Consider the following 24,192-nt stretch of genomic DNA (forward strand, 5'->3'; position numbering starts at 1 on the left):
GCGCCCGGCTAAAGTGATGCGGGACCGAGAGGCGAGAAATGATTGAGCCAGCCAAGAGTGGCGGCGCGCCCGCGGCCAGCGACCAGTACGTGCAGTCGCTGGCGCGCGGGCTCGCCGTGATCCGTGCCTTCGACACGGAACACCCCAAGATGACGCTGACCGAGGTGGCGGCCCGGACCGAGCTGACCCGGGCCACGGCCCGGCGGTTCCTGCACACGCTCGCGGAGTTGGGCTATGTCCGCACGGATGGCAAGATCTTCGCCCTGACCGCCAAAGTGCTGCAACTCGGCTACGCCTACCTGTCAGGGCTGTCCCTGCCGCAGCTCGCCCAACCGCATCTGGAGGAGCTCTCGCTCGAACTGGGGGAGTCGACGTCGGCCGCGGTGCTCGAGGGCACCGACATCGCCTACATCGCCCGGGTGTCCACCCGGCGGATCATGACGGTCGGCATCACGGTGGGCACCCGTTTCCCCGCCTACGCGACCTCCATGGGCAGGGTGCTGCTCGCGGCCCTCCCGCCGGCAAAACTGGACGACTACCTCGCGGCCGCCGAGATCCGGCCCCTCACTCCGGGGGCCATCGGAACGCGCGCTGCCCTACTCGCGGAGCTGGACACGGTCCGCGCCCAGGGCTGGTGCCTGCTGGACCAGGAACTGGAGCTGGGACTGATGTCCATTGCGGCGCCGGTCCATGACGGGCCCAAGGTGGTGGCGGCGATCAACGTCTCGCTGCAGGCCCAGACGGTGTCCGCGCAGCCCGACCCCAATGCCTATCTGGCTGCGGTGCGCGAGGCGACGGTGGCCACGGCGGAAGTCATCTCCGAGGACCTGACCTCGGGACGCTAAGGCGAACCCCGGCCGTTCGGTGGTGCCTAGCCGCGGCGGGACTGGGCGAACAACTGCCGCAGCGTGAAGAAGCAGCCCAGGGCGCTGAACAGCAACGCCATCAGGAACTCACCCTTGAGGTTTTCGACCAGGTCCGCGTTGTTGGCCAAGTTATAGCCCAGCAGGTCCCACGCCTCGGGTTCGAACAACAGCGCCAGCGGTGAGGCGCCGCCCATGTAGTCGGCCAGATCCAGCCAGATGGTGCCCAAGAACGACAGCAGCACCGTCGCTATGGTCACGGCCACGACGACCCACGCGCCGCCCCTCGTCATGGTGCCGCCGCTGCCCGCCGTGCTGCCGGCAATGTACAGCCGGGCGGCCCCGGCCGCCGTCAGGAAGGCAACAATCGAGCCTATCCAGCCCAGCTTCCACAGGATCAGCCAGAGGGCGACGCCGACCGGGACCACGGCAAGGGCAAAGACCGTGCCCCGCACCGAGTTTTCAAGGGACTCCGCCCGGATCCGGGGAACGGGCAACGCCGGCAGCTGTGCCGGCCGGTGGTCGGAAGAATCCGGCCAAGGGGCCCCGTCCGGCCAGAGCTGGCCGTAAGCCGGCTGGGCCCCGCCGAAGGATTCGGATTCTTTTCTGGCGTCGAAATCTGCGCGCTCTGTCATCATTCCCCCAAATGAGATGAGTGTTTCCGGTCCACTGTGTGCCGGTAAATCCCGCTTATTCTGGCACAACAAGGCGGGGAATTGATTATTTTCCCGACACTATTTCAAGCCGGGCGTCAGTCGGCGGAATCCGCCAGCGTTGAAACCGTGATCGTGACGCCCCCGGGCTCGTCACTGATTTTCAGGTGCAAGTTCCTGCCCACCACCAGCGCATGGATGTCGTCGCTGCCTCCGGGCGCGATCTGCTCGGCCAGCCGCGTGAGCGCCAGCGCCATCGCCCGGCCCCAGTCGTGGGGATCCATGCTGGATGATTCAGCCGTTGCTGAATACTTCTCTGGTTCAGTCATCTGCCCCCGCTTTCGGCGTCCGGAGAGCAGCCCCCGGAACATCACCTAGCCCAGTCTAGTGAGGTGGCGGAGCGCACGTCCACGGTTTGCGCCGGCCGTGCGGAGGTTACGCGGGCACTGCGGCTAGGATTTCAGTTCGGGACCTCTTTTGCCCAATTGCCCCTAAGGACGCCATGACAGAGAACAACACCGCGACGCCGGGAACCCCGAAGACCCAGGACAACGCAGCGTCCCGGCGCGCCGCCGTGGTTATCAACCCCATGAAGTCTCCCGGCGAGAGCTTCCGGGCCTCCTTCTTCCGCCTGTGCGAGACCCAGGGCTGGGCCGAGCCGCTGTGGCTGGAGACCACCAAGGAGGACACCGGGATTGGCCAGGCCCGCGAGGCACTGGATGCCGGAGTCGACGTCGTGATCGCGGCGGGCGGGGACGGAACGGTCCGCTGCGTGGCGGAGGTCCTCGCGGGCACCGGAACGCCGATGGGACTGGTGCCCTTGGGCACCGGCAACCTGCTGGCCCGCAACCTCGGCGTCGACATCACGGACCCCGTGGCCGCCAGCTACGACGTCCTCAGCGGCACGGACACCAAGGTGGACGTGGTGAAGGCCAGGCTGGACCACGCCGAGGAGGAGCACATCTTCCTGGTCATGGCCGGTCTCGGCTACGACGCCGCCATCATGGCCAACACCGTGGATGAACTCAAGGACCGCGTGGGCTGGCTCGCCTATGTTGAAGCGGGCGTCCGGCACCTGCCGGGCAAGCCCATCAGGGCGAAGATCAGCATTGACGGCCAGCATTCCGTGCGGCGCCGGATCCGCAGCGTGATGGTGGGAAACTGCGGCAAGATCATGGGCGGCGTGGAGATCTTCCCCGACGCGAAGATCGACGACGGCATCCTGGATGTCGTGATTTTGGCCCCTATCGGCCGGTTCGGCTGGCTGGATGTGCTGGCTGGCGTCTTCGGCCGGAAGAACTCCAAGAACGAGTCGGTCGAATATTTCGCCGGAAAGTCAGCCGAGATCGAACTCGCTCACGAGCAGGAATTCCAGCTCGACGGCGACCCCCTCGGCAAGGCCAAGCACCTCGGCGTCACGGTGGAGCACGGGGCCCTCACCATCCGGATGACGGGCATCTGACCCAGCGCCAGCCGCTTCGGTGCCGGCCCGCGTCGGCTAGCGTGCCGCGGGCCGGTACGCCAGGATTTCAGCGAGTTCGGCCAGCCGGTGCGCGCGGGCGGATTCGGCAGGCGTGAACGGCTCGTCGGGCCGGGAAAATGTGATGGGCCCGTGCCACGCCGTAGGAATTTTCAGCACCGTCCCGTCCCCGCCCGCCGGGGGCGGCACCCCGGCGCTGCCGGCGGCCGGTCCCGGGATGATCCGTGCCCGCAGCAGTTCCGCGACGGCAAGCGGCAGCTCCTCCGGGCTGGCGGCGATCCGGGCGGCCAGGCTCAGCGCGCCGGTTTGCCCGTCGGCCATTGCCAGGGCGGTGGTTGGCCAGACGTGCGGATCCGCTCCGCCGCCCGCCCGCAGCGCCCGGAGCAGCTCGGCTTCGCGGACTTCGCCCGGTGCCGAGAGCACGAACTCGTCCAGCACGCCGCCGGCCACGGGGTGAACATGAATGCTGAGGATGTTCGTGTTCAGCCCGGCCAGGGCCTGCGTCAGATTCTGCAGCGACCCAGGCTTGTCTTTCAGGACGGTCCGCGCCCGCCACAGGGCAGGCGCGGAGACGAGCCGTTTGCGGTGGCGCAGGGCCGGAGCATGCAGCCAGCCCCTGAGCATCCGGGCCGCCGAGGGTTCGGCCACCCAGATCACCAGGATGGTTGCGGTCATGGTCAGAACGAGGACCTTGGCCACGTACGGCAGATGTGTTTCCACCACCGCCGCGTGCACCAGAAGTTCGATCGGAAGCATCACGGCGACATTGGCCAGGGTCAGCCGCGCCTTGGTCGGTTCAGGCATCTGGCCGCACACTTCGCAGCTCAACTCGGAGGCGGCCGGGGACTGGGTTTTGACTGGGGTTCTGGCAGGGTTTTTGCCTGCGGCGGTGCGCGTCATGTTCCCATGATTCCGGCCCGCTGTTTCGGCCGGGTTGCCGCCGGGTGACGGTTTCGGACCGGGACCGGGACCGGGACCGGGACCGGGACAGGAGAGGCTCGCTACAGGGCCGGTCGGTCCTCCGAACTGCGTTGCAGCAGGTGGCGGTGCGCGTAGAGGTCCCGGAGCAGGGCGACCTCGGCCAGGTGATGGATCATCTCGCGGTTGATGTGCAGGACCAGGGCTGCCAAGGGGGCATCGGCGAACGGGCCTTCGGACGGACCGCATGGCGCGCCCAATCCCGCGTCGTGGAGGTCCTTCACGCCCTGGATCCATCGGGCGTAATAGTCGTCCAGCTGAGCCAGTGCCAGGGCCGCCGTGCCCGGGTAGGCGAAGTTCTGGTAATCCACTGCCGGACCGCCAAAGTGCGATGCCGTGCGCGCGCCCAGCACGCCGACCAGAATGTGGCACAGGCGCCAAGCAATAGTCGTCACCGGAGCCGGAACGGGCTCCGGGTAGCTGAAATCAATGGTGAAGTCACCCGTACCCGGCGCGGCCGGGGACGTTGAGGCGTCCCTGCGGCGGACATTCCAGCCCGGAACCGGCTCCCAAAAGTACTCGTGGTCAGTCAACCCGTCCAGCCTCGGGCGGGCCTGATTGGCAAAATGCCAGTCCAATTGGTCCACCAGCTCGTGGTTCCAGTGAACATCCGGCATGGGGGTTCCTCCTCGGCGTCCAGGCTCGAGCGGCGGGCGTGTGTACATCAAAGTACTCCGGACCTCCCGCCCGCCATAGAGCCGGCAAAAATCGATGACAAGCACCCTTGACAGGGCTAGGCGACAACTCCAAGATAGAGCCATGACAAACAAACTTGACAGCAAGGATCGTAGCGAGGGCGACCGCGAGAAGTCCCGCGCGTATCAACGCGAATTTTGGCCGGGGATACTCGCCTACGGGGTGGTGCTCATCGGCGTGCTGGTGTGGGGTGACCTGGACGGCGATAGTCCGTGGCGATTCCTCTGGGCGGTCCTGCCGGTGATTCCAGCGTTGTGGATCGTGCGGGCCGTTCTGCGCCATGTGCGGCGGATTGACGACTACCAGCGGCTGCTCCTGCTGCAGGCGCTCGGGGGAGGGTTCGCCGTCGCCATGATTGCTTCGGTGACGCTGGCCTTCCTGGAGATTGCCGGGCTCAGCATTCAGGGAGTCGGGTGGATCATTTACGGTGCGGGGATGCTTGGTTGGATTATCTCCGGCGCGGTCGTTGGAAGACGATGAAAAACGGGCTCAAGACACTGCGGGAGGACCGTGGCTGGACCCAGGGTGCACTCGCCGACCGGCTCGGGGTCTCACGGCAGACCGTAAACGCCCTGGAAACGGGCCGCTACGACCCCGCTTTGCCCCTGGCTTTCCGTATCGCCCGGCTTTTCGGTCAACCTATTGAGTCCATCTTTACCCCACCCGAGGATCAAGGCGTCCAAGAGTTTGAAGCCTAACGGCGGCCTGAAAGGCCGGCAGGTTCGGCCGGCTGTGCCTTCCCATCCGGGTGCTCCCCGGCGCCGGCGCGGTTGGCGTCGGATTCCGGACCGGCCAGATTGGCCAGCAGGTCGCGGATCTCGGCCAGCAGCGCGGTGTCGGCCGGGATCGGTTTCTCCTCGGGCTCGGCTGCCTTGATCCGGTTCTTGACCATGCGGTTGATCCGGTTCATGGGGGCCACGAAGATGAAGTACACCACCGCGGCGGTGATGAGGAAGGTCAGGAAGGCCGTCACCACGGCGCCGATGTTGACGAAGGTCTTGTCGTTGCCCGGCCACACGTAGAAGCCCAGGCCGTGGGTCTCGACCCCGCCGGCGGCAGCCAGGATCGGGTTGACGACGTTTGCGGTGAAGGCACTGACCAGGGCCGTGAAGGCGGTGCCGACCACGACGGCAATGGACAGTTCGATCACGTTGCCGCGCAGGATGAAATCCTTGAATCCTTTGAGCATGGGGGAACCTCCGGTGTGCGTTGCTGGCTTGATTCAACCGATAGACGCTACCACTTCGCGGCGCGTCCGGCAGATCCCGATCAACGGATTCCGATGCCGCCGCCGCGCCGTTCCGGCGTAAACTCCGTCTTGGATGCCAGCGCCGCCGTCGTAATCCTCCGGCTGCAAGGAAAGGCGTCCGACTCGTGAGAACCGCCCATGAAAACTTCTTCGCTGTGAGGCCGCTGCTGTGAAGTTGTTCGCCGAGATGTTCACCATCGCACCGGGCAACAAGGACCACCAGGTTGCCTTCCGCTGTGCCGTGGGGGTCTTTGTTCCGCTGATCACGCTGGTGCTGCTGGACCGCCTGGATCTGGCAATCTTCGCTTCCTTCGGCGCCTTCACCGGGATCTACGGCCGCAATGAGCCGCACGCCAGGCGACTGACCTTGCAGGTGAGGGGCGGCGGGCTGATGCTGCTGGTGATGTTCCTGGCCGCCCTCACCGCGCGGGTGGACGCTCTGGCCGGGCTGTCGGCTGCCGGCACCACTTGGGTCCTGGTGGTGGCCACCACCGTGATCGCGTGGGGCTGCTCCCTGGTTGTCGCGTGGTGGCGCCTGCGTCCCTCCGGCTCCCTGTTCCATATCTTCGCGTTCGCGGCCATCGCGTCGATCCCCAACCAGCCGCCGCTGTGGCAGGCCATGCTGGTGGCGGTGCTCACGGTCGCTTTCTCCCTGATGCTCGGTCAGTCCTCGCGCGTGGCACGGAGCCGCCGGACCCCGTGGGTGAACCCGAGACCGGAGGGACTCACGCCGGACGAGAAGCGCGCCGCGTGGCACGAAAGCGCGGGCTACCTCGTGGCGGCAGGCGTGGCGGGAACGCTGGGTACCCTGGCCGGGGAATGGCTTGGAATCGGCCACAATTACTGGGCGATGGTGGCCGCCGTCGTTCCGCTCGTGGGTCACACCACCCGGCACCGCGTCAGCCGCGGTCTGCAACGAATTGCGGGTACCGCTTTGGGGTTGGTGCTGCTCGCCGGAATCCTGCTCCTGCGGCCGACGCCCTGGCAGACGGTGTTGGTGATTGCCGCGTGCCAGTTCGGCGCCGAGATGTTCATCGCGCGCCAGTACATGCTGGCGCAGGTCTTCGTCACGCCGCTGGCCCTGACCTCCACGCTCCTCGTGGCGCCCGTGCCGCCCGGCCTCCTGCTCCGCGACAGAATCGTGGAGACCATCATCGGCGCCGCCGTCGGCATCGCCGTCGTGCTGGCGCCCGGCGCGAGGCGCCGCGTCAGGGGCCGCGTCAGGGGCCGCCGCGGTACGGCGGCCCCAAGGCGCATCTCCTAGTTCCTGACGCCTAGGCGTGCCCGACGCCGGCGCCGGTGCGGGACACTGCCGCCACAGTCTGCGGGACGAAGGCGAGGGCGATGACCGCCAGGACTGCGGCGGCGGCGAAAACGTAGAAACCCCACGGGTAGGCGATGCCGGCGGCGACCAGCGCGCCGGTGACGGCCGGGCCCAAAATGGCTCCCAACCTGCCCACGCCGGCGGCGAAGCCCAGGGCGGTGCCGCGGAGCCGGACCGGGAAGAGCTGGCTGACCCAGGCGTAGACCAGGACCTGGGAGCTGAAGACGAACACGCCGGTGACAAAGACGGCGGCATAGAGCACGACTTCGTTCTGGATCTGGATGCTGAGTGCGGTGAGGAACACGGCGGAGAGGCCAAACCAAAGCAAGACGATCTTCTTGGTGCCGTGCCGGTCTGCCAGGACCCCGGCGATCAGCAGGCCCACCACGGCGCCCACGTTCAGGACCAGGAGCAGGGCGAGGCCGGCGTTCAGGCTGTAGCCGGCGGAGGCCATGAGCTGGGGCAGCCAGGTGTTCAGGCCGTAGACCAGCAGCAGCCCCATGAAGGATGCCACGGCGACGCCGGCTGCGATCAGCGGGTAGGGCTTGCGGCCCAGATCCCGGAAGCTGGCGCGTTCTTCCGCCGGTGCGGCCACGGGCGCGGCTTCCGCCGCAGCCACTGCTCTGTTATGGGTGGCCGCCGGGGCGCCGGCCGATGAGATGCCCGCCGGGGACTTGGCGGGTGCGGGGATGTGGATGACCGGCGGCAGGGTCTCCGGAAGCTTGAACCACAGGAAGGGGACCAGGGCAAGGCCGGCCAGGCCGCCCACCACGAACATGGTCCGCCAGCTCGGAATCACCATGAGGGCCAGGAACGCCGTGGCCACGGCGCCGACGTGGTATCCGGTCATGGTCCGGGTGGTGGACTTTCCGGCCGTTCCGGCGGGCGCGTAGTCGTTCATGTACGCCAGAGCGGCGGGCAGGCAGGCGCCCAGGCCGAGGCCGGCGAGCAGCCGGAACGTGCTGAACCATGCCACGTTCGGTGCGAACACGACGGCGATCGTAAAGATGGAGAACCACGTCACGCAGGCCACCAGCAGGTTGCGCCGGCCGAGGCGGTCCGAGAGCGGGGCGATGAAGAGCGCGCCGAGCCCCACGCCCACCAGGGAGATGGTCGCGGCGAACGTTGCCCCGACTGCGTCGAAGCCAAGTTCCTGCGACTTGATGAGGGTCGGAATGACAGTACCGAGCACGACCAGGTCAAAGCCGTCCAGCACCATGGCCAGCCAGCAGAGCCACACGGGCCACCGTGATTTGTTACCCAATGACGACATTGACATTGTTACCTCAGCGCTAGTATTTACGTGATTTCGTGTGCCCGCCCGTGACGGCCGGACCTTCCTGCTGTGAGAGTTCTATCACTCCAGGGTGTTGCGTGGGACACTAAAAACCATTCAATGGAAGGAGGGGCGTGGCCAATTCGAACTCCGGCGATTCGGTGGTGGACCGGATCCTGCGGCTGATTGCCGCCTTCCCGGAGGGTGTCACGGCTCTGCAGCTCTCGGAGCTTGCAGCGCGGGCGGACCTCCCGCTGACCACCGCGCACAGGCTCGTCCGGCAACTGGCCGGGCACGGCCTGCTCGAAGTCGGTCCCGGCGGCTCCGTCAGCCTGGGCCTGCGGCTCTGGGAGCTCGCCAACCGCAGTTCCCCCACGCTTGAGCTCCGCCAGGCCGCCCTGCCGTTCATGGAGGACATCCAGCAGGTGCTGAACCAAAACGTGAACCTCGCCGTGCTGGACGGCCGGGAAGCGCTCTTTGTGGAGCGGTTGTCCCGTCGCGGCTCCGTCGCCAACCGGGCGCAGGTGGCCGGCCGGATGCCCGTGCACGTATCCTCCGCCGGACTGGTGCTCATGGCCAACCAGCCCCGCGCCGTCCAAGCCGAGTACCTCGAAGAATTCAGCGATCCGACCGGGCGGCTGGCCCCCGAGGACCTCCGCGCCCTCCTTGGCGAAGCTGCCCATCAGGGCTATGCGCAGCTGGCCGGCGTCGTAGACGCAGACACGTGGGGGATCGCCGTGCCCGTGCTGGACCACAGGAAGCGCGCCGTGGCGGCCCTCGGCGTCGTCGTCCCCCTTCGCGAAGTGCGCCTGCAGGCGCTCGTTCCCGCCCTCCAGACCGCGGCCCGCGGAATCGGGCGGCGGCTCGGCGAGCCCCGCGAGGGCTCCGCATTCCATTCAGCGGAATCCATGTAACGCGCATCACGCCTCGGGGAGCACACTGTTAGCCGGAGTCGAAAACGGCCCCGGCCTGACCGCCCGGACCCCGCAACGAAGCGAGACACACATGGCACAGCGAAAAGTCATCACCACCCAGGTAGCGATCATGGGTGCCGGCCCGGCCGGGCTCATGCTGTCCCACCTGCTGGCCAAGGCCGGCATCGAATCCACCGTCCTCGAGATCCGCAGCCATCAGGAGATCTCAGAGACGGTCCGCGCCGGCATCCTGGAGCACGGCTCGGTCAACATGCTCGTAGACAGCGGCGTCTCCGACCGCGTGCTGCGCGACGGCGACCGCCATGACGGGATCGAACTGCGCTTCAACGGCGAAAGCCACCGGATCGACTTTCAGGACCTCGTCGGGGAATCGGTCTGGCTCTACCCGCAGACGGACGTGTTCCTGGACCTCTCCGCCAGCCGGAAGGCCGACGGCGGGGACGTCCGGTACGCCGTCACGGACACTACCATCCACGACATCGAAGCCAGACCGAAGGTCTGGTTTACGGATGCGGACGGCGTCGAATACGAACTCCAGGCCGACTTCATCGCCGGCGCGGACGGTTCGCGCAGCCTCTGCCGCTTCCAGATTCCCGAGGCGCACCGCAAGCGGTACTTCCACGAATACCCTTTCGCCTGGTTCGGCATCCTGGCCGAGGCGCCGCGCAGCTCCGACGAGCTGATCTACGCCAACTCGGAGAACGGCTTCGCCCTGATCAGCCAGCGCACCGAGACGGTCCAGCGGATGTACTTCCAGTGCGACCCCAAGGAGGACGTCAACAACTGGGATGAGGGCCGCATCTGGGACGCCTTCCGCAGCCGCGTCAACGGCAACGGCTTCGAGGTCAAGGAGGGGCCCGTGATCGACAAGACGGTCCTGAAGTTCCGCAGCTTTGTCCACGCCCCCATGCGGCACGGCAACCTGTTCCTCGCCGGAGACGCCGCGCACACGGTGCCGCCCACCGGGGCCAAGGGCCTGAACCTGGCGCTGAATGACGTCAAGGTCCTCTTCGAGGGCTTCGACAGCTTCTACTCCACTGGTTCCACCGCGGTCCTGGATGCCTACAGCGACCGCGCACTGAACAGGGTGTGGAAGGCCCAGCAGTTCTCCTACTGGATGACCTCCATGCTGCACACCGCCGCGGACGCGGACGACTTCTCCCGCGCCCGCCAGCTCGGCGAGCTTCAGTCCGTGGTGTCCTCCCGCCACGGCCGCGCCTACCTCGCGGAGGCCTACACCGGCTGGCCGGGAGCCCGCTAGAGCTCTGCCAGCAGCCCTGCCCTATGTACACCTTCGGGGTGCATATTTCCGTCGACACTTACCGGGGCCAGGACTAGCCTTGAACCGTCCCAGCATGGCCCGACAAGGATGACGGAGAGGTGTCCGATCATGGGAACCGCAGAGAATGTTGAACTGGTCCGGCGGGGGTACACGGCCTTCAACGCAGGGGATATGGCGAGCCTCAGCGAGTTGTTCGCGGAGGACTCAGTCTGGTACGCCGCCGGAAGCGGCGTGCTGTCCGGGACCAAACAGGGGCGGGACGCTATCCTGAGCTACTTCGGTGAGCTCGGTGCCCGCTCCCAGGGTTCCTTCCAGGCGGACGTCAAGGACGTCATCGGCGGGGAAAACTACACGGTGGGGATCCAGCAATCCCGGGCAGAAGGCAACGGCAAGAAAATGGACCTCGCCACCGTCATCACGTTTGTGGTCCGCGACGGAAAGATCACGGAGGGCCGCGAGTTCTTCGAGGACACGGCCAAGGCAGACGATTTCTGGACCTGACCGAACAACCGCATGATCGGCCGCGCGCGCAGGCTGTTTCCATCATCGGCGGCGGCATCGCTGGGCTGGCCCTCGCAGCCCGGCTGGATCCCGCGCGTTTCGAGGTCACCGTCACCGAGCAGCGGTCCGGGCTCCCGACCGTGGGGACATCCTTGGCCATGTGGCCCGCGGCCCAGCGCGCACTTGGCGATTTGGGCATCCTGGACGCCGTCCGGGAGGCCAGCCCGGTGATCGACGGCATGACCGTCCGGGCGGCCTCCGGCAGGCCATGGACAGCGGCACAGGCGTCAGGACTGATCGGCGTTTCCCGGGTTGACCTCATCAGGCTCCTCGACGGCGCCGTTCCGGCCAGCGTGGGCCGGGTGGCCGGCCGCCTCGACGTCGTCCGGCCGGACCCGGCCGGCCTTCTGGTGGGAGCCGACGGCGTCCATAGCTCGGTCCGCCGCAGCTGCTGGGGCGCCCGCTCCGGGGCGCGGCCCACACCGTATCTCGCTGTCCGCGGCGTGGTTCCCGGATCGCTCTGGCGGGGGCACACGGGCGAATACTGGGGCCGCGGGCAGCTCTTCGGGATTGGTCCCGCGGCGGCCGGGACCAACTGGTACGCGGCGTTCCGCTCCGGGGCCGGTCACGGAAACCCCGACGTCGCCGCGATCCTGGCGGAAACCCGCGCCCGCTACGCAGGCTACTCCCCGGGGATCCTCGCAGTCCTGGCCGCGGCGGCACCGGAAACGTCCCTGGTGCAGCGGGTCTGGACGACGCCGCCGCTTGGAAGTTATGTCCGCGCCCGGGTGGCACTGCTCGGCGATGCCGCCCACGCGATGACACCCAACCTTGGCCGGGGCGCCTGCGAGGCGCTGGTCGACGCCGTGACCCTCGCGGCGCTGCTCAATACCCGACCCATGGGCGAGGCGCTGAGCGCCTACAACCGGGCGCGCCACCTGCGCACGCAGGCGCTGCGGTGGGCGTCGTCGGCCGTGATGCGGCTGGCCCTGGCGGAGCGGGGCCAGCCTGTGAGGGACGCGCTGCTGGGCTTGGCTAGTCCTGGTCCAGGGTCTCGGTCAGGTGGTGCGTCGGAATCCGGTCCCGGTCATAGGTGATTTCTGTGTAGCCATGCGGCTCTGGCTTCCCGGACGGGCTCAGGTTCACGAAGACGATCTCATCAATGGTGAGGATGCTCCGGCGCGTGATCATGTTCCGAACTTCGGCTCGCATGGTCAGCGATGTCCGGCCGAAGCGGGTCGCGGTCAGGCCCATCTCGATCAGGTCGCCCTGGACGGCCGAGCTGACGAAATTGATTTCGGAGATGTACTTGGTGACGGCCCGGCCGTTGCCCAGCTGCAGGATGGCGTAAATGGCCGCCTCCTCGTCGATCCACTTCAGCAGGCTCCCGCCGAACAAGGTGCCGTTGGCATTGAGGTCCTCGGGCCGCACCCATTTGCGGGTGCGGAAAGTGATGTCGGCCGATTCCATAGTGCGAGGTTAGCCGACTCCGTGACGGGCGGCGTTGTGTGACGCAGCGCGCCGGTACCAGTGCGCTGCCGCGCGGCCTCAGGCCATGGCGGTGTGCGCAGCGCTGTGCGAATCGATCGGCTTCGCGTAGCAGTGCGAGTGCACCACGCCGACATACGGTCCGAAGTTCGGCACGGACACAAAGCCCGAGTTCTCGTAGAACTGCCGTCCGTCGGTCTGCACCGAGCCGGCCTCTGCCGTCAGGGTGGTGATCCCCAGTGCGTGGGCGTGGGCTTCGAGGGCCGCGAGGATGGAGCTCGCCACCCCTGAGCCGCGGGTGTAGGGCACCACATACAGGCGCTTGATTTCGGCGGTCTGGGCGTCCAGCATGCGAAGGCCGCCGCAGCCGACTGGCTGGCCTGAGGCTTTGTCGTGCGCGACCAGGAACACCGCCGTGTCAGCTTCCGACGGCGGCGCCCCGGGCTCGTGGTCTGGCCGGCCGAAGCGGGCCTCGAGTTCCGCCTGCTGGGCGGCCCTCAGGTCCGCGCCGACGGGGTTCGCCCAGGTGACCTGACGAATGTTAAGCCGCGGGTTGGTCTGCATCACTGCCTCGATTCGCCGAAGTGTTATGCAATCTAAGGCTAGGCGCCAGCGGTTTCGGCCGTGTTTCCTTCCGGTAAGCGTCGGGAGAACTGTGGGATGGCATGCAGCTGCGGCCTCCGGCTCGACTTTCGGGTGGACCTGGCGACGGCCACTGCCTAGCGGCGCACCAGTGTCCGCAGGAGCTTCAGCGCCACGGAGATCGAGGCGATATCCACTTGACCCGGTTTGGTCACTTCCGCGAAGGTGTCCTTGATCCGTCCCAGTTGCTCCTGGTGGCCGCGTTCCCACACCACGATGCGCTCCACGGCATCGGACGGGCCGGCGTCGTGGACTTGTGTTGTCTCCATCACCGAGACGGTCATGTCCGCTACGGCGGAGTACACATCATCGCGCAGTGCGGCCCGCGCGAGGGCGTCCCAGCGGCTCTGCCGCGGCAGGTCGGTGATGCTGAGCAGTAGGTTCGCGGCGCCGATTCGCTGGAACACGGCGTAGTACACGTCGGCGATGGTGGCGATTGGTTCGCGCACCTGTTCGGAGATCACGGAGATGTCCAGCAGCCCGAAACTCTCCAACAGGTCCGAGGCGCGTAGGCCCAGCTCACGGGGCATCCCCACGGCGTCCCAGTGCGCGAGCCTTTCTTGCACGTGGTCCAGGTCGGAGCCGCGGAGGTAGTCCACCGTGCGGGTCCGCAGCAGTTCCAGTGTGGGCTGGATCCTGCCCAAGGCCACGTCCACCGGCTGGTCGCGATGGTCATGCGTCACGTACCACCGCGTGGCCCGGTCGAGGACCCTGCGCATGTGCAGAGTCGCTTCGGCCACGTGTTCGTTGGGATATCCGGCGGGGAGTGCGGCCAGCCGGTTGACGATCGACGGCAGGTCGTAGGCTTCCCGCGCCACCACAAAGGCCTTGGCTACACCGGCGGCCGTCGCAGTGGTTTCCTCGATGGCGCGGAAAGCGAACGTGATTCCGCCGAGGTTGATCATGTCGTTGGCCAACACTGTGCACACGATCTGGCGGCGGAGCGGATGAGCCTCCAGCTCTGCTTCAAAGCGTTCGGACAGCTGGCGCGGGAAATAGCCCCGGAGGACGCGTCGGAACCACGGGTCGTCGGCAAGGTCGCTGGAGTTGAGCTCCGCTGCCAGTTCGATCTTGGCATAGGCGGCCAGCACCGACAGTTCCGGCGCGGTCAGGCCTTCACCTGACCGCAGCCGTTCCCGGAGTTGTTCGTTGGTGGGCAGGCCCTCCAGGCTGCGGTCAAGGTCGGTGGCGTTCTCGAGCCAGTCCATGGTCCGTTCGAAGCCCGGGCTCCACTCCCGCACCAGGTGCCGGTCGTTGAAGAGCAGGACATTCTGGTCGGCGTTGTTGGCCAGGACAAGACGGGCCACCTCGTCCGTGAGCGAATGCAGGAAGCCGGTGCGTTCCGGCGACGGCATCTTTCCCGCCGCGATCATCCGGTCCACGAATATCTTGATGTTTACCTCATGGTCCGAGCAGTCCACGCCTGCTGAGTTGTCGATCGCATCGGTATTCAGCAGGACTCCCGACAGGGCGGCCTCAATCCGCCCGAGCTGCGTGATTCCCAGGTTCCCGCCCTCGGCGATGATCTTCGCCCGCACCTCATTGCCGTTGACCCTGACGGGGTCGTTCGCCTTGTCGCTAACGTCCGCGTTGTCCTCCGACGAGGCCTTGACGTAAGTTCCGATGCCGCCGTTGTACAGAAGGTCCACGGGCGCCCGGAGGATGGCCTGAAGCAGAGCGTGCGGTGGCAGCGACACGGTGCCCGAGTCCAGGCCGAGAGAGTTCCTGACCTGTTCCGTAATGCTGATGGACTTGGCCCGGCGGGAGTGGACACCGCCGCCCTCGCTGATCAGCGCTGGATCGTAGTCCGCCCAGGACGAGCGGGGGAGGGCAAAGAGCCGCCGTCGTTCCTCGAACGAGGCACCCGCATCCGGCGCCGGGTCCAGGAAGATGTGCCGGTGATCGAAAGCCGCCACCAGTCGGATGTGGCGGGAGAGGAGCATCCCGTTCCCAAAGACGTCGCCGCCCATATCGCCGATGCCGGTGACTGTGAAGTCCTCTTCCTGGCAGTCCATCCCGAGTTCGCGGAAATGGTGTTTCACCGATTCCCAAGCCCCGCGGGCCGTGATGCCCATCTGCTTATGGTCATAACCAACGGTCCCGCCGGACGCGAAGGCATCGCCCAGCCAGAAGCCGTACTCCTCGGCCACAGCGTTCGCAGCGTCCGAAAATGACGCTGTTCCCTTGTCCGCCGCCACCACGAGGTAATAGTCGTCGACGTCGTGACGCACCACGCGCGCCGGAGGCACCACTGTTTCGCCTTGCACGGTGGTGGCCAGGTTGTCGGTGACTTCCAGCAGCCCGCGGACGAAGATCCGGTAGCATTCCAGGCCTTCCGTCAGCCAGACGTCGCGGTCCAAGGACGGGTCCGGTAACTGTTTGGGATAAAAACCGCCCTTGGCGCCGGTGGGCACTATCACCGAGTTCTTCACGTTCTGCGCTTTGACCAGGCCAAGGACCTCGGTGCGGAAATCCTCGCTTCGGTCGGACCAGCGCAGCCCGCCCCTGGCCAGTGCCCCGAAGCGCAGGTGGACGCCCTCCACCCGGGGCGAGTACACCCAGATTTCGTATTTGGGACGGGGAAATGGCGCACTTGCGATGGCGGAAGGGTTTAGCTTGAAGCTCAGGTGGGGCCTCGCCTGGAAGTAGTTGGTGCGGAGCGTGGATTCCACCAGGTTCATGAAGGTGCGTAGCAGCCGGTCGGCGTCCAGCACGGGAATATCGTCGATCGCGGCCATCAGATCCCTCCGGGCCGCGTCGGTGTCCCCGAACCGGCGTGGCTCCTCCAGGTCGGGATCAAACTTGGCCCGGAACAGTGCCAAGAGCGCGTGGGTTGCCCGGACATTGACCAGCAGGGTTTCGGCCATAAAGCCGTAGGAGGTTGTTGTGCCCAATTGCTGCAGGTACTTGGCATAGCTACGCAAGATTGCCGCCTGGCGCCATTCGATGCCCTCCCGGAGGACGAGGCCGTCAAAGCGGTCCGATTCCGAGTCCCCCCGCATGGCAGCTCCGAAGGCATCCCCCAGCAGCCCGCTGGTCTGGGCCGGATCCACGCCGGCCGGGTACCGGACGCCAAGGTCATAGAGGAACAACGCCCGGTCGCTCCCGCGCACCACATCGAAGGGCCGTTGGTTCAGCACCTCCAGTCCGAGATTGTGGAAGAACGGCAAGATCCGCGTCAGGCTGTGGGCCGCGGTCAGGTAAAGCCGGATCCGTGCGTCTTCGGCCAGCGTCGGGGAGGCATCCGTGCGGACATAAACGGCCAGCTGAGGATCGTTCAGCGGCCGCCCTCCCGTGCCGTCGAGATCGAACTGCTCAAACGTCTTGATGTCCTCGATCGCGTCCTCGACCTCGAAATCAGCCCGGTAGCTGGCCGGGAAGGCGGCGGACCACAGCGCCGACAACCGGCTGGCATCCGCCGACGGTAACCTGTCACGGAGCGCTTCGTCCAGGCCCTCGGCCCAGGTCCGCGTTGCGCTGACGATTCTCCGCTCCACCGCAGCGGGATCGACGTCGGACATCCCACGGGCGGGCAGCAGTATCCGGAAGAACAGGCGGGCCATCGGGGATTCACTCAGCCTGACTTCGAATTCGAGCGAGGAGGACCCGAGAGCCTGTTTGAGCTCGTGTTCGATCCGGAGGCGGACGGCCGTGCTGTACCTGTGCCGGGGGAGGAACACCAAGGCGGTCATGAAGCGCCCGTAGGTGTCAGAGCGCAGGAACACCCGTGTCTGGTGGTGGGCCTGCAGGCGCAGGATCTCACGGGCAAGCCCGGAAAGTTCATCCAGGTCCCGGTGGAAAAGCTCGTCCAAGGGGAAGGACTCAAGGACGGTGAGAAGCTGTTTGCCCGGATGGGACGCCTCGGTGAAGCCGAAGCGCTCCTGGATGGTGCGTACCTTGTCCCGGATGACCGGGATGCGCCGCACGGACCGGCCCGTCGCGCCCGGGGCGAAGAGGCCCACGAACCGTACTTCTCCCGTGGCCTTCCCGGCGCTGTCGAAGGTCCGGACGAGGATTTCATCCAGGTAAGCCGGGCGGGGGACGGACGACCTCAGATCCGAAATAGAAAGGGTAAGGACCTGCGAATGGGGCAGCCCCGTGACAGGCTGGCGGGCCTCCGGCCGCCCGTCCCGGAGCAGGCCCAGTCCCGCGCCGGGCCGCAACGAAACGACATCCGGACCTTCCGCCGTCGGGTATTCATATTCGCTGTATCCCAAAAACGTGAAGTTGCCGCGGTCCAGCCAGCCCAGGAGCTCACCGAGCTGCTCCGGAGTCGGAACCATGCCGGCGGGCAGCCGGTCCAGGGAGCTGATGGCGCGGTCGAGGCGGGCGTGGATGGCAGGGGCGTCATCAGCGACCAACTGGACGTCCGCCAGGACGCGCCGCACGTTGTCGGTGAGCTCCGCGACGGCCCGCGACCCCGGCAGACGGCCTATCTCCGCCGCCACCCAGGTTTCGGACCTCCACCCCGGCGGGTCCTGGGCGGTGCCGGTCGCCGCGGCGCCCGGGATGCCGGCGATTCGGCCCGCAGGTCCGGACTGCGATAACCCATGCCGTACTTCCAACAGCCGGTCAGTCCGCGGATCCCGCCGGACCAGAAAAATGGGGTGCACCAGTAGCCTGATGGACTCGCTTTGGCGGGCGAGCTCCGCAGTGAGCGAATGGATCAGGTGCGGAATGGCGTCGGCAACCACCAGCAGGACGCTGGCGTCGCTTTCGTTCAGGATGTCGACGGCCGCCGTGCCTGCCGGGCGGCTGTCCGCCAGTTCCGCATGGTGCCTGGACCGCTGCTCCAGGTTTTCGGGACTGTAGCCTTGGAGGTCCTCCGGCGCAGCGTGCTCGTAATAGGCAGCGAGGAACTGTTCATCGAACCCGTGGAAGACTCCGGCGGGCGCATGCCCCGGGTGTACCGATTTGCGTGACATGCCCTTGCGCCTCCACTGCGCGGGCGCAACCGCATGCCGCGGCCGACCATCCTGTCCCCACGCCTGTTTTCATCATCGCCGCGTTCAGGTGAGCAGTCCAGTCCCGGTACGCCCCGCCGGGACGGCCTGTACGCCTCGCCGGGGACGGATCGGCCCGCTACGCCGGACGGCCGGTGGGATCCTCCGCCGTCGGATCCGCCAGCGCCAGGCCGCCGACGGGGCTGTCGTCCCAGTGGATGAGGTCCCAGCCGCGGTCGGGATCTCCTTCCAGCGCCACGATTCCGGTGTTGTCCAGCACGTGCCTGATGGCAAAGTCCGGTTCGATGTTGGCTGCCCGCAGGCCGGCCCATACCCGGATGGCGGCGCCGTGGCTGACCACGGCTACGGATCCTGAGCCCCCCGCTTCAGTGGCCCGTTCCGCTACTTTGGCGATCGCGGCGTCGTAGCGCTCGAAGAAGTCCCGGCCGCTGGGACCGGCAGGCATCCGGCGGTCCAGGTCGCCGTCCGCCCAGGAAAAAATGGTGCCGATGTACCGCCTGTGCGATTCGTGGTCGGTCCGCTTCTCCAGCTCCCCGGCCTCGATCTCGTGAATGCCCTGCAGCACCTCGGTTTCCAGCCCGTGCACCCGGGCTAGGGGTGCGGCCGTGATCTGCGTCCGGATCAGGGTGGAAGCGTAGAGGGCGTGGATCCGCTCGTTCGCCAGGGCGCGGGACAAGGACTCTGCCTGCCCCTCCCCGAGCTCGGTCAGCCCGGGCCCAGGGTGCGCCGTGTCCAGCTGGCCCAGGACGTTCCCGGGCGTCTGCCCGTGCCGGATGAGCAGGAGCCTCACTTGAGGTGGTCCACCAGCTGGTCCGCGATGCCCGTGTACTTGCCCGGGGTCAGGGCCAGGAGCCGAGCTTCGGCGGCGGGGGACAGCCCGAGTCCCTGGACGAATTCCTGCATCCGGGCCGCGTCCACGCGGTGTCCGCGGGTCAGGTCCTTGAGCCGCTCGTACGGGTTCTCCATGCCTTCGACGCCGGCGATGGCCTCGGCGCGCATGACCATCTGGATGGCCTCGCCGAGGACTTCCCAGTTGGTGTCCAGATCCGCGGCCAGCACGTCCTCGGCAACCTTGAGCCGGTCCAAGCCCTTGGCGACGTTCGAGATGGCGAGCAGCGAGTGGCCGAACGCCACGCCGATGTTGCGCTGCGAGGAGGAGTCGGTGAGGTCGCGCTGCCAGCGGGAGGTGACCAGGGTGGAGCCCAGCACGTCCAGCAGGCCGGAAGAGATCTCGAGGTTGGCCTCGGCGTTTTCGAAACGGATCGGGTTCACCTTGTGCGGCATGGTCGAGGAGCCGGTGGCGCCCGCCACCGGGATCTGCACGAAGTAGCCGATCGAGATGTAGCTCCAGATGTCCGTGCAGACGTTGTGCAGGATGCGGTTGAAACGCGCGACGTCGGCATAGAGTTCGGCCTGCCAGTCGTGGCTTTCGATCTGGGTGGTCAGCGGGTTCCAAGTCAGGCCGAGGCCTTCCACGAAGCCCTTGGAGACGTGCTCCCAGTCGGCGCCCGGGACGGAGGCAACGTGGGCGGCATAGGTGCCGGTGGCACCGTTGATCTTGCCGAGGTATTCGGTCCGGGCAATCCGGTCCAGCTGCCGGTTGAGCCGGTGCGCAATGACGGCCATTTCCTTGCCCAGCGTGGTGGGCGTGGCGGGCTGGCCGTGGGTGCGGGAGAGCATCGGCACCGCGCGGTTGTCTTCGGCCATGGCGCTGATCTGGGCAACGAGGGCACGGGCCGCGGGCAGCCACACGTCCTCCACGGCTCCCTTGACGCCGAGGGCGTAGGAGAGGTTGTTGATGTCTTCCGACGTGCAGCCGAAGTGCACCATGGCAGTCAGGTGATCGATCCCGATGCCGGGCAGGCGGCGGCCAATGTAGTACTCGACAGCCTTGACGTCGTGCACCGTCACTGCCTCGATCTCGGCCAGTTCGGTGACGGATCCGGCGTCGAACTCCGTGACGATCGCGCGCAGTTGCTGCTGCTGTTCTGCCGTGAGCGGGCCGGCCCCGGGCAGCACGCTGTTGCCGGTCAGGTGGATCAGCCACTCGACCTCAACAGCCACGCGGTCGCGGTTCAGGGCCGCTTCGGACAGGTAGTCCACCAGCGGCGCGACGGCGGCCTGGTAGCGGCCATCCAGCGGGCCGAGCGCGATCTGGTGGTCGGACGCGGCGAGGGCCAGGCGTCCGGACGGCGTGCGGGTATCAGCTGTGGCGGCAGTTTCAGGCATGTGCCGATTCTTTCACGAAGTGCTGCCGGGCCTTAAGCGCACCGATTCGTGTGACACCGCCGGCTGGCAGCGCCCGGCGGTCCGGGAGGTTGTCCACATAGCCGGGCGGCGCTCTACAGGCGGTCCTGACTGCCCGTTAGCGTCGGTTCATGAGTAGTTGGATGTCCAGTGGGATGGCTCCCGGAGCGGCGGGCAGCGTGGCTGTTTTTGGCGTGACGGCCGCCGATGCCCTCGAGTGCGCTTCGCGCAGTTATGAAGTCCAGCAGCTCGCCGGGCGCGTTGCGAGGTGCGCCGATGAGGCGGACGCAGTGCTCGCCGCTCTTGCCCGCCTTGAGCTGCAGACGTGGCAGTCACCGGCCGGCCGCGCTTACCGGCTGGCCCTGTCCCTGCACGCGGCGGCGCTGCGCCGAAGCCGGGACGCCCTGGTCGATGCTGTTGCCGTGGTGCGCAGGCACGCCCAGAACGTGGCGCAGCCTGCGGACCGGATGGGCCCCTGATGGCCGAGGTGACTCCGGCAGGCTCCGGCGGCGCCCCCGTGGTTTCCGCGCCGCCGGCTGACGGCAGCCTGCGCATCCGGGGCGGGATCGGCGGGGTGAGCTTCCAGTTTGAGGAGCTGCTTGCCGGCGCCGCGGCACTGGACGGGCTGGTCCGGCAGCTGCAGTCGGTCGAGGTGGAGGCCGACGCCGTGAAGCACGCGCTCTTCCCCTATCAGCCCGACTCCTACACCAGCGGCAGCAACGCCATCGTCACCGTGGGGGAGGCCGGCCGGGACGTCGGCCGCGTCCGGTCACAACTTCAGCACATTGGCGACGACGTCCGCGCCAGCCACCGCGAGTACGAATATGCCGAAGCCCGGAATGCCCTGCTGCTGCGGATGGGGTTTCACGGCTCCGAGTACGGAGCAGCCCCGGAGCCCTTCGCCCTGCCCGGGGTGCGCGGCATCGTTGAAGACTGGGTCGCCATGGCGCCCCGGAATCTCGCAGTGCTGCTTGGCCTGCCCGGGCCCCTGGCCGCCGTCGCCGGGGGCCTGAGTGGGCCCACTGACATCCGCCGCCTGGTCCGGGACGCCACGGACGCGCCGGGGCTCATGTTCCTCAAGCCCCGGCCTGTCAGCATCGTGGGCCGGGAGAAGTTTACGGCCGACGTCGACCTCTCACCGGCCGGGCTGTTGCGGCGGGCAGGGGCAGTGGGTGAGCAGGGTGGCCGGATCGAGGTCATCGAGGTCGACGGCGGGAGCCGGCCGGCGTGGGTGGTGATCATTCCCGGAACCCAGCAGGGCGGCCTGCCGGAAGGTGCCAACCCCTTTGACCCCGCCGGAATCGCCGAGGCCCTGGGTTACGACTCGGAATGGACGGCAGGCGCCATCCGGCAGGCTTTGCAGCAGGCCGGAGCCGAGGCCGGTGATCAGCTCGTGGCCGTCGGCTACAGCCAGGGTGGGATCCACGCGATGAACCTCAGCAAGGACAGGGCTTTCCTGGCCGAGTACGATCTCAAATTCGTGCTGACGGCGGGCTCGCCGGTCGGCGGGATCAGCCCGGGGCCGGGGATCCGCAGCCTGCACCTTGAACACGAGCAGGACTGGGTGCCGGGAGCAGACGGACTGGCGAACCCGGACACCAGGGACCGGGTGACCGTGACCCTCACCAACCCGCTGGCCGTGCCGCCGCTGCAGGACTTCGGCCTGGGGCCGGGGCACCGGCTCGAGAATTACGCGGACGGGGCCGCACTCGTCTCGGCGAGCTGGGACAACACGCTGAAGGACTCCACGACGGCGCTGGCCGCAGTCGTGGGGACCGGCGGGGCGGCGACCGTGACCCGGTTCTCGCTCCGGCGCGAGGCACGGCCCGCAGCACCGGGAACGCCCGCAACGCCCGCACCGCGCGGAATGCCCGGGGCTACTGCACCGCGGCACGGGCCGGGAGCTTCTAGCGGTCGAGGGCGGGAAGGAAGCTCGCCACGAGGGACACCAGGCTGATGATGATGGCGGCGAACACCGCGGTCCAGAAGAACGAGTCGATGGTGAAGTGCACAGTGGTGTAGCTGCTGATCCAGGACGTCAGGTAGAGCATCGCCGCGTTGATGACCACCGTGAACAGGCCCAGGGTGAGGATGGTGATCGGCAGCGACAGAAGGCTGACGATCGGCTTGACGAACGCATTGACCAGGCCGAAGATCAGACCGATGAACAGGTAGCCCAGGACGATGTTGATGGTGCCGTCACTCTGGGTGGAAATATCCAGCCCGGTGAGGATCCAGCAGGCGATTGCCAGGGCCAACCCGTTGACGATGACTCGCACGATAAATGAGCGCATGGCCCCATGCTGTCATACGCCCGGCGGCAGCGGCAGAGATCATATTCACCCTAGCGATTCCCCGTAGCGGCAGCGGCCATCCCCGAACAGTGCCAGCGACCCGAAGTAGGCTAGTTGGCATGACTTCATCAGAGAACCCGGCCGGAGGCATCAGGCCCCGTCCGGTGGTAGACCTCCTCCCCCGCTACGCGGCCGGAAAACCGCCCGTCCCCGTGGAAGGCCTGGTCAGCTACAAGCTTTCCTCCAACGAAAACCCGTTGCCCCCGATCCCTGCAGTGCAGCAGGCCATCGCGGCGCAGACCGACTTCAACCGCTACCCCGATCCGCTCAGCAGCAAGCTGCGCGAATCACTCGCCCGCTTCCTCGATGTTCCCGCCGAGGACATCGTCACGGGCGCCGGCAGCCTGGGCGCCCTGAACCAGCTGCTGACCACCTTCGCCGGCCAGAACGACGACGGCAAGGCCGACGAAGTCATCTATGCCTGGCGCTCGTTCGAGGCCTACCCGATCTGCGTTGGACTGGCGGGCGCCGATAGCGTCCGGATCCCGCTGACGGCCGACGGGCGGCATGACCTGGACGCCATGGCTGCCGCAGTGACCGCGCGGACCCGGATGATCCTGCTGTGCACGCCCAACAACCCGACCGGACCCATCCTGACGGCCGAGGAAACGGAGCGCTTCATCAACGCCGTTCCGGCCGATGTTGTGGTAGTCATCGACGAGGCCTACCAGGAATTCGTGCGCGCCGGCGACGCTGTGGACGGCATCGCCATGTACCGCAAGTACCCCAACGTCGTCGTCCTTCGGACGTTCTCGAAGGCGCACGGCCTCGCCGGACTCCGCGTGGGCTACAGCGTCTCCCGCCCCGACCTCACGCAGCACCTGCGGGTTGCCGCCACACCCTTCGCGGTATCCCAAATCGCGGAAACGGCTGCCGTCACGTCGATCGAGCACTTCGCCGACGTTGTAGAAAGGGTACAAAGCCTGGTTGACGAACGGGACCGGGTCACGGCCGGACTGCGGGAACTCGGATGGTTCTTTCCGGAGGCCCAAGGTAACTTTGTCTGGCTCAATCTGGGCGCAAACAGCGCGGAATTTGCCGCCCTGGCGGCCGAGCGGGCATTGTCCGTGCGCGCCTTCGGCAACGAGGGCGTCCGGGTCAGCATCGGCGAACCGGAAGCCAACACCCGGTTCCTGGAGCTCTGTGCGATCTATACAAAACCTCCACGGCGTTCCTAGCGCTTAACACGGCGCGGTCAATCTGCCCTGTGCGGATAAAGTAAGGACCAGTAAGCCAAAATATATGCCGAGCGGGGAATGT

The 24,192-nt window shown here is 67.2% G+C and carries 24 protein-coding genes; 12 read left to right on the plus strand and 12 right to left on the minus strand.

Annotated features, from left to right (window positions below; genetic code table 11):
* The first annotated feature begins 38 nt into the window (after window positions 1–38).
* Window positions 39–845: an IclR family transcriptional regulator domain-containing protein gene (locus tag BLS42_RS14135; protein WP_090582184.1), complete on the plus strand. Its 807-nt coding sequence runs from the start codon at window positions 39–41 to the stop codon at window positions 843–845.
* 26 nt (window positions 846–871) lie between these two features.
* Here BLS42_RS14135 and BLS42_RS14140 read toward each other — a convergent pair whose 3' ends face one another.
* Entirely contained in the window at window positions 872–1,498 is a 627-nt protein-coding gene (locus BLS42_RS14140) for a hypothetical protein (RefSeq protein WP_143019197.1), read from the minus strand.
* 116 nt (window positions 1,499–1,614) lie between these two features.
* Complete coding sequence (locus BLS42_RS14145) at window positions 1,615–1,845, minus strand: hypothetical protein (protein ID WP_143019198.1); 231 nt, start codon at window positions 1,843–1,845, stop codon at window positions 1,615–1,617.
* A gap of 173 nt (window positions 1,846–2,018) precedes the next feature.
* Between BLS42_RS14145 and BLS42_RS14150 the strand changes: the two genes are divergently transcribed.
* The gene (locus BLS42_RS14150) at window positions 2,019–2,978 is read left to right on the plus strand and encodes a diacylglycerol/lipid kinase family protein (RefSeq protein ID WP_090582190.1); all 960 of its coding nucleotides are present in this window, start codon (window positions 2,019–2,021) and stop codon (window positions 2,976–2,978) included.
* Window positions 2,979–3,014: 36 nt separating this feature from the next.
* Here BLS42_RS14150 and BLS42_RS14155 read toward each other — a convergent pair whose 3' ends face one another.
* Complete coding sequence (locus tag BLS42_RS14155) at window positions 3,015–3,800, minus strand: ACT domain-containing protein (RefSeq protein WP_090582285.1); 786 nt, start codon at window positions 3,798–3,800, stop codon at window positions 3,015–3,017.
* 197 nt (window positions 3,801–3,997) lie between these two features.
* Window positions 3,998–4,591: a DinB family protein gene (locus BLS42_RS14160; RefSeq protein WP_090582192.1), complete on the minus strand. Its 594-nt coding sequence runs from the start codon at window positions 4,589–4,591 to the stop codon at window positions 3,998–4,000.
* A gap of 142 nt (window positions 4,592–4,733) precedes the next feature.
* Between BLS42_RS14160 and BLS42_RS14165 the strand changes: the two genes are divergently transcribed.
* Window positions 4,734–5,150, plus strand: a complete 417-nt coding sequence (locus BLS42_RS14165) for a hypothetical protein (RefSeq protein ID WP_090582194.1) — start codon at window positions 4,734–4,736, stop codon at window positions 5,148–5,150.
* Complete coding sequence (locus tag BLS42_RS14170) at window positions 5,147–5,368, plus strand: helix-turn-helix transcriptional regulator (RefSeq protein WP_090582196.1); 222 nt, start codon at window positions 5,147–5,149, stop codon at window positions 5,366–5,368. The genes BLS42_RS14165 and BLS42_RS14170 overlap by 4 nt, the downstream gene beginning before the upstream one ends.
* On the opposite strand, the gene mscL is transcribed toward BLS42_RS14170, so the two are convergent.
* Window positions 5,365–5,859: a large conductance mechanosensitive channel protein MscL gene (gene mscL / locus BLS42_RS14175; protein ID WP_090582198.1), complete on the minus strand. Its 495-nt coding sequence runs from the start codon at window positions 5,857–5,859 to the stop codon at window positions 5,365–5,367. The two genes, BLS42_RS14170 and mscL, sit on opposite strands and share 4 nt — an antisense overlap.
* 229 nt (window positions 5,860–6,088) lie before the next feature.
* Between mscL and BLS42_RS14180 the strand changes: the two genes are divergently transcribed.
* Window positions 6,089–7,183, plus strand: a complete 1,095-nt coding sequence (locus BLS42_RS14180; RefSeq protein WP_090582200.1) for an FUSC family protein — start codon at window positions 6,089–6,091, stop codon at window positions 7,181–7,183.
* Window positions 7,184–7,193: 10 nt separating this feature from the next.
* Here the strand turns inward: BLS42_RS14180 and BLS42_RS14185 are convergent, their stop codons facing one another.
* A complete protein-coding gene (locus BLS42_RS14185; RefSeq protein ID WP_090582202.1) occupies window positions 7,194–8,522 on the minus strand; it encodes an MFS transporter in 1,329 nt (442 codons plus the stop codon).
* A gap of 131 nt (window positions 8,523–8,653) precedes the next feature.
* On the opposite strand from BLS42_RS14185, the gene BLS42_RS14190 reads away from it, so the two are divergent.
* The 4 genes from BLS42_RS14190 (at window position 8,654) to BLS42_RS14205 (ending at window position 12,334) form a co-directional block, all read left to right on the plus strand.
* Entirely contained in the window at window positions 8,654–9,433 is a 780-nt protein-coding gene (locus BLS42_RS14190) for an IclR family transcriptional regulator (protein ID WP_090582204.1), read from the plus strand.
* Between the two features lie 91 nt (window positions 9,434–9,524).
* The gene (locus BLS42_RS14195; RefSeq protein ID WP_090582206.1) at window positions 9,525–10,715 is read left to right on the plus strand and encodes a 4-hydroxybenzoate 3-monooxygenase; all 1,191 of its coding nucleotides are present in this window, start codon (window positions 9,525–9,527) and stop codon (window positions 10,713–10,715) included.
* 129 nt (window positions 10,716–10,844) lie between these two features.
* Window positions 10,845–11,237 (plus strand): nuclear transport factor 2 family protein, encoded by a 393-nt coding sequence (locus BLS42_RS14200; protein ID WP_090582207.1) that lies wholly within the window; start codon window positions 10,845–10,847, stop codon window positions 11,235–11,237.
* 44 nt (window positions 11,238–11,281) lie between these two features.
* On the plus strand, window positions 11,282–12,334 hold the full coding sequence (locus tag BLS42_RS14205; RefSeq protein ID WP_176803440.1) for an FAD-dependent monooxygenase: 1,053 nt from the start codon (window positions 11,282–11,284) through the stop codon (window positions 12,332–12,334).
* On the opposite strand, the gene BLS42_RS14210 is transcribed toward BLS42_RS14205, so the two are convergent.
* From BLS42_RS14210 to purB, 5 genes are all read right to left on the minus strand, one after another.
* Entirely contained in the window at window positions 12,273–12,707 is a 435-nt protein-coding gene (locus tag BLS42_RS14210) for an acyl-CoA thioesterase (RefSeq protein ID WP_079555099.1), read from the minus strand. The two genes, BLS42_RS14205 and BLS42_RS14210, sit on opposite strands and share 62 nt — an antisense overlap.
* 78 nt (window positions 12,708–12,785) lie before the next feature.
* Window positions 12,786–13,289, minus strand: coding sequence for a GNAT family N-acetyltransferase (locus BLS42_RS14215; protein WP_090582212.1), 504 nt, complete (start codon window positions 13,287–13,289; stop codon window positions 12,786–12,788).
* A 155-nt stretch (window positions 13,290–13,444) separates the two neighbouring features.
* Window positions 13,445–18,292 (minus strand): NAD-glutamate dehydrogenase, encoded by a 4,848-nt coding sequence (locus BLS42_RS14220; protein WP_090582214.1) that lies wholly within the window; start codon window positions 18,290–18,292, stop codon window positions 13,445–13,447.
* Between the two features lie 157 nt (window positions 18,293–18,449).
* Window positions 18,450–19,121 (minus strand): histidine phosphatase family protein, encoded by a 672-nt coding sequence (locus BLS42_RS14225; protein ID WP_090582216.1) that lies wholly within the window; start codon window positions 19,119–19,121, stop codon window positions 18,450–18,452.
* Window positions 19,118–20,560 (minus strand): adenylosuccinate lyase, encoded by a 1,443-nt coding sequence (purB, locus tag BLS42_RS14230; RefSeq protein ID WP_090582218.1) that lies wholly within the window; start codon window positions 20,558–20,560, stop codon window positions 19,118–19,120. Before purB ends, BLS42_RS14225 begins: the two co-directional genes overlap by 4 nt.
* A 149-nt stretch (window positions 20,561–20,709) precedes the next feature.
* Between purB and BLS42_RS14235 the strand changes: the two genes are divergently transcribed.
* Window positions 20,710–21,057, plus strand: coding sequence for a hypothetical protein (locus BLS42_RS14235; RefSeq protein WP_256336477.1), 348 nt, complete (start codon window positions 20,710–20,712; stop codon window positions 21,055–21,057).
* Window positions 21,057–22,535 carry a hypothetical protein gene (locus BLS42_RS14240; protein ID WP_090582223.1) on the plus strand — a complete coding sequence of 493 codons (1,479 nt, stop codon included), beginning with the start codon at window positions 21,057–21,059 and terminating at the stop codon, window positions 22,533–22,535. The genes BLS42_RS14235 and BLS42_RS14240 overlap by 1 nt, the downstream gene beginning before the upstream one ends.
* Here BLS42_RS14240 and BLS42_RS14245 read toward each other — a convergent pair.
* Entirely contained in the window at window positions 22,486–22,872 is a 387-nt protein-coding gene (locus BLS42_RS14245) for a phage holin family protein (protein WP_090582287.1), read from the minus strand. The genes BLS42_RS14240 and BLS42_RS14245 overlap by 50 nt on opposite strands.
* Before the next feature lie 119 nt (window positions 22,873–22,991).
* Between BLS42_RS14245 and BLS42_RS14250 the strand changes: the two genes are divergently transcribed.
* Window positions 22,992–24,110, plus strand: a complete 1,119-nt coding sequence (locus BLS42_RS14250) for a histidinol-phosphate transaminase (protein ID WP_176803438.1) — start codon at window positions 22,992–22,994, stop codon at window positions 24,108–24,110.
* The last annotated feature ends 82 nt before the right edge of the window (window positions 24,111–24,192 follow it).

The organism is Arthrobacter sp. ov407 (genome assembly GCF_900102895.1).
In the GTDB taxonomy this organism is placed as follows: domain Bacteria; phylum Actinomycetota; class Actinomycetes; order Actinomycetales; family Micrococcaceae; genus Arthrobacter.

Coding starts and splice junctions, on each gene's coding strand:
- BLS42_RS14135 (WP_090582184.1), top strand. CDS start 39: ATGATTGAGCCAGCCAAGAGTGGCGGCGCGCCCGCGGCCAGCGACCAG.
- BLS42_RS14140 (WP_143019197.1), bottom strand. CDS start 1,498: ATGACAGAGCGCGCAGATTTCGACGCCAGAAAAGAATCCGAATCCTTC.
- BLS42_RS14145 (WP_143019198.1), bottom strand. CDS start 1,845: ATGACTGAACCAGAGAAGTATTCAGCAACGGCTGAATCATCCAGCATG.
- BLS42_RS14150 (WP_090582190.1), top strand. CDS start 2,019: ATGACAGAGAACAACACCGCGACGCCGGGAACCCCGAAGACCCAGGAC.
- BLS42_RS14155 (WP_090582285.1), bottom strand. CDS start 3,800: ATGCCTGAACCGACCAAGGCGCGGCTGACCCTGGCCAATGTCGCCGTG.
- BLS42_RS14160 (WP_090582192.1), bottom strand. CDS start 4,591: ATGCCGGATGTTCACTGGAACCACGAGCTGGTGGACCAATTGGACTGG.
- BLS42_RS14165 (WP_090582194.1), top strand. CDS start 4,734: ATGACAAACAAACTTGACAGCAAGGATCGTAGCGAGGGCGACCGCGAG.
- BLS42_RS14170 (WP_090582196.1), top strand. CDS start 5,147: ATGAAAAACGGGCTCAAGACACTGCGGGAGGACCGTGGCTGGACCCAG.
- mscL (WP_090582198.1), bottom strand. CDS start 5,859: ATGCTCAAAGGATTCAAGGATTTCATCCTGCGCGGCAACGTGATCGAA.
- BLS42_RS14185 (WP_090582202.1), bottom strand. CDS start 8,522: ATGTCAATGTCGTCATTGGGTAACAAATCACGGTGGCCCGTGTGGCTC.
- BLS42_RS14195 (WP_090582206.1), top strand. CDS start 9,525: ATGGCACAGCGAAAAGTCATCACCACCCAGGTAGCGATCATGGGTGCC.
- BLS42_RS14200 (WP_090582207.1), top strand. CDS start 10,845: ATGGGAACCGCAGAGAATGTTGAACTGGTCCGGCGGGGGTACACGGCC.
- BLS42_RS14210 (WP_079555099.1), bottom strand. CDS start 12,707: ATGGAATCGGCCGACATCACTTTCCGCACCCGCAAATGGGTGCGGCCC.
- BLS42_RS14215 (WP_090582212.1), bottom strand. CDS start 13,289: ATGCAGACCAACCCGCGGCTTAACATTCGTCAGGTCACCTGGGCGAAC.
- BLS42_RS14220 (WP_090582214.1), bottom strand. CDS start 18,292: ATGTCACGCAAATCGGTACACCCGGGGCATGCGCCCGCCGGAGTCTTC.
- purB (WP_090582218.1), bottom strand. CDS start 20,560: ATGCCTGAAACTGCCGCCACAGCTGATACCCGCACGCCGTCCGGACGC.
- BLS42_RS14235 (WP_256336477.1), top strand. CDS start 20,710: ATGAGTAGTTGGATGTCCAGTGGGATGGCTCCCGGAGCGGCGGGCAGC.
- BLS42_RS14240 (WP_090582223.1), top strand. CDS start 21,057: ATGGCCGAGGTGACTCCGGCAGGCTCCGGCGGCGCCCCCGTGGTTTCC.
- BLS42_RS14245 (WP_090582287.1), bottom strand. CDS start 22,872: ATGCGCTCATTTATCGTGCGAGTCATCGTCAACGGGTTGGCCCTGGCA.
- BLS42_RS14250 (WP_176803438.1), top strand. CDS start 22,992: ATGACTTCATCAGAGAACCCGGCCGGAGGCATCAGGCCCCGTCCGGTG.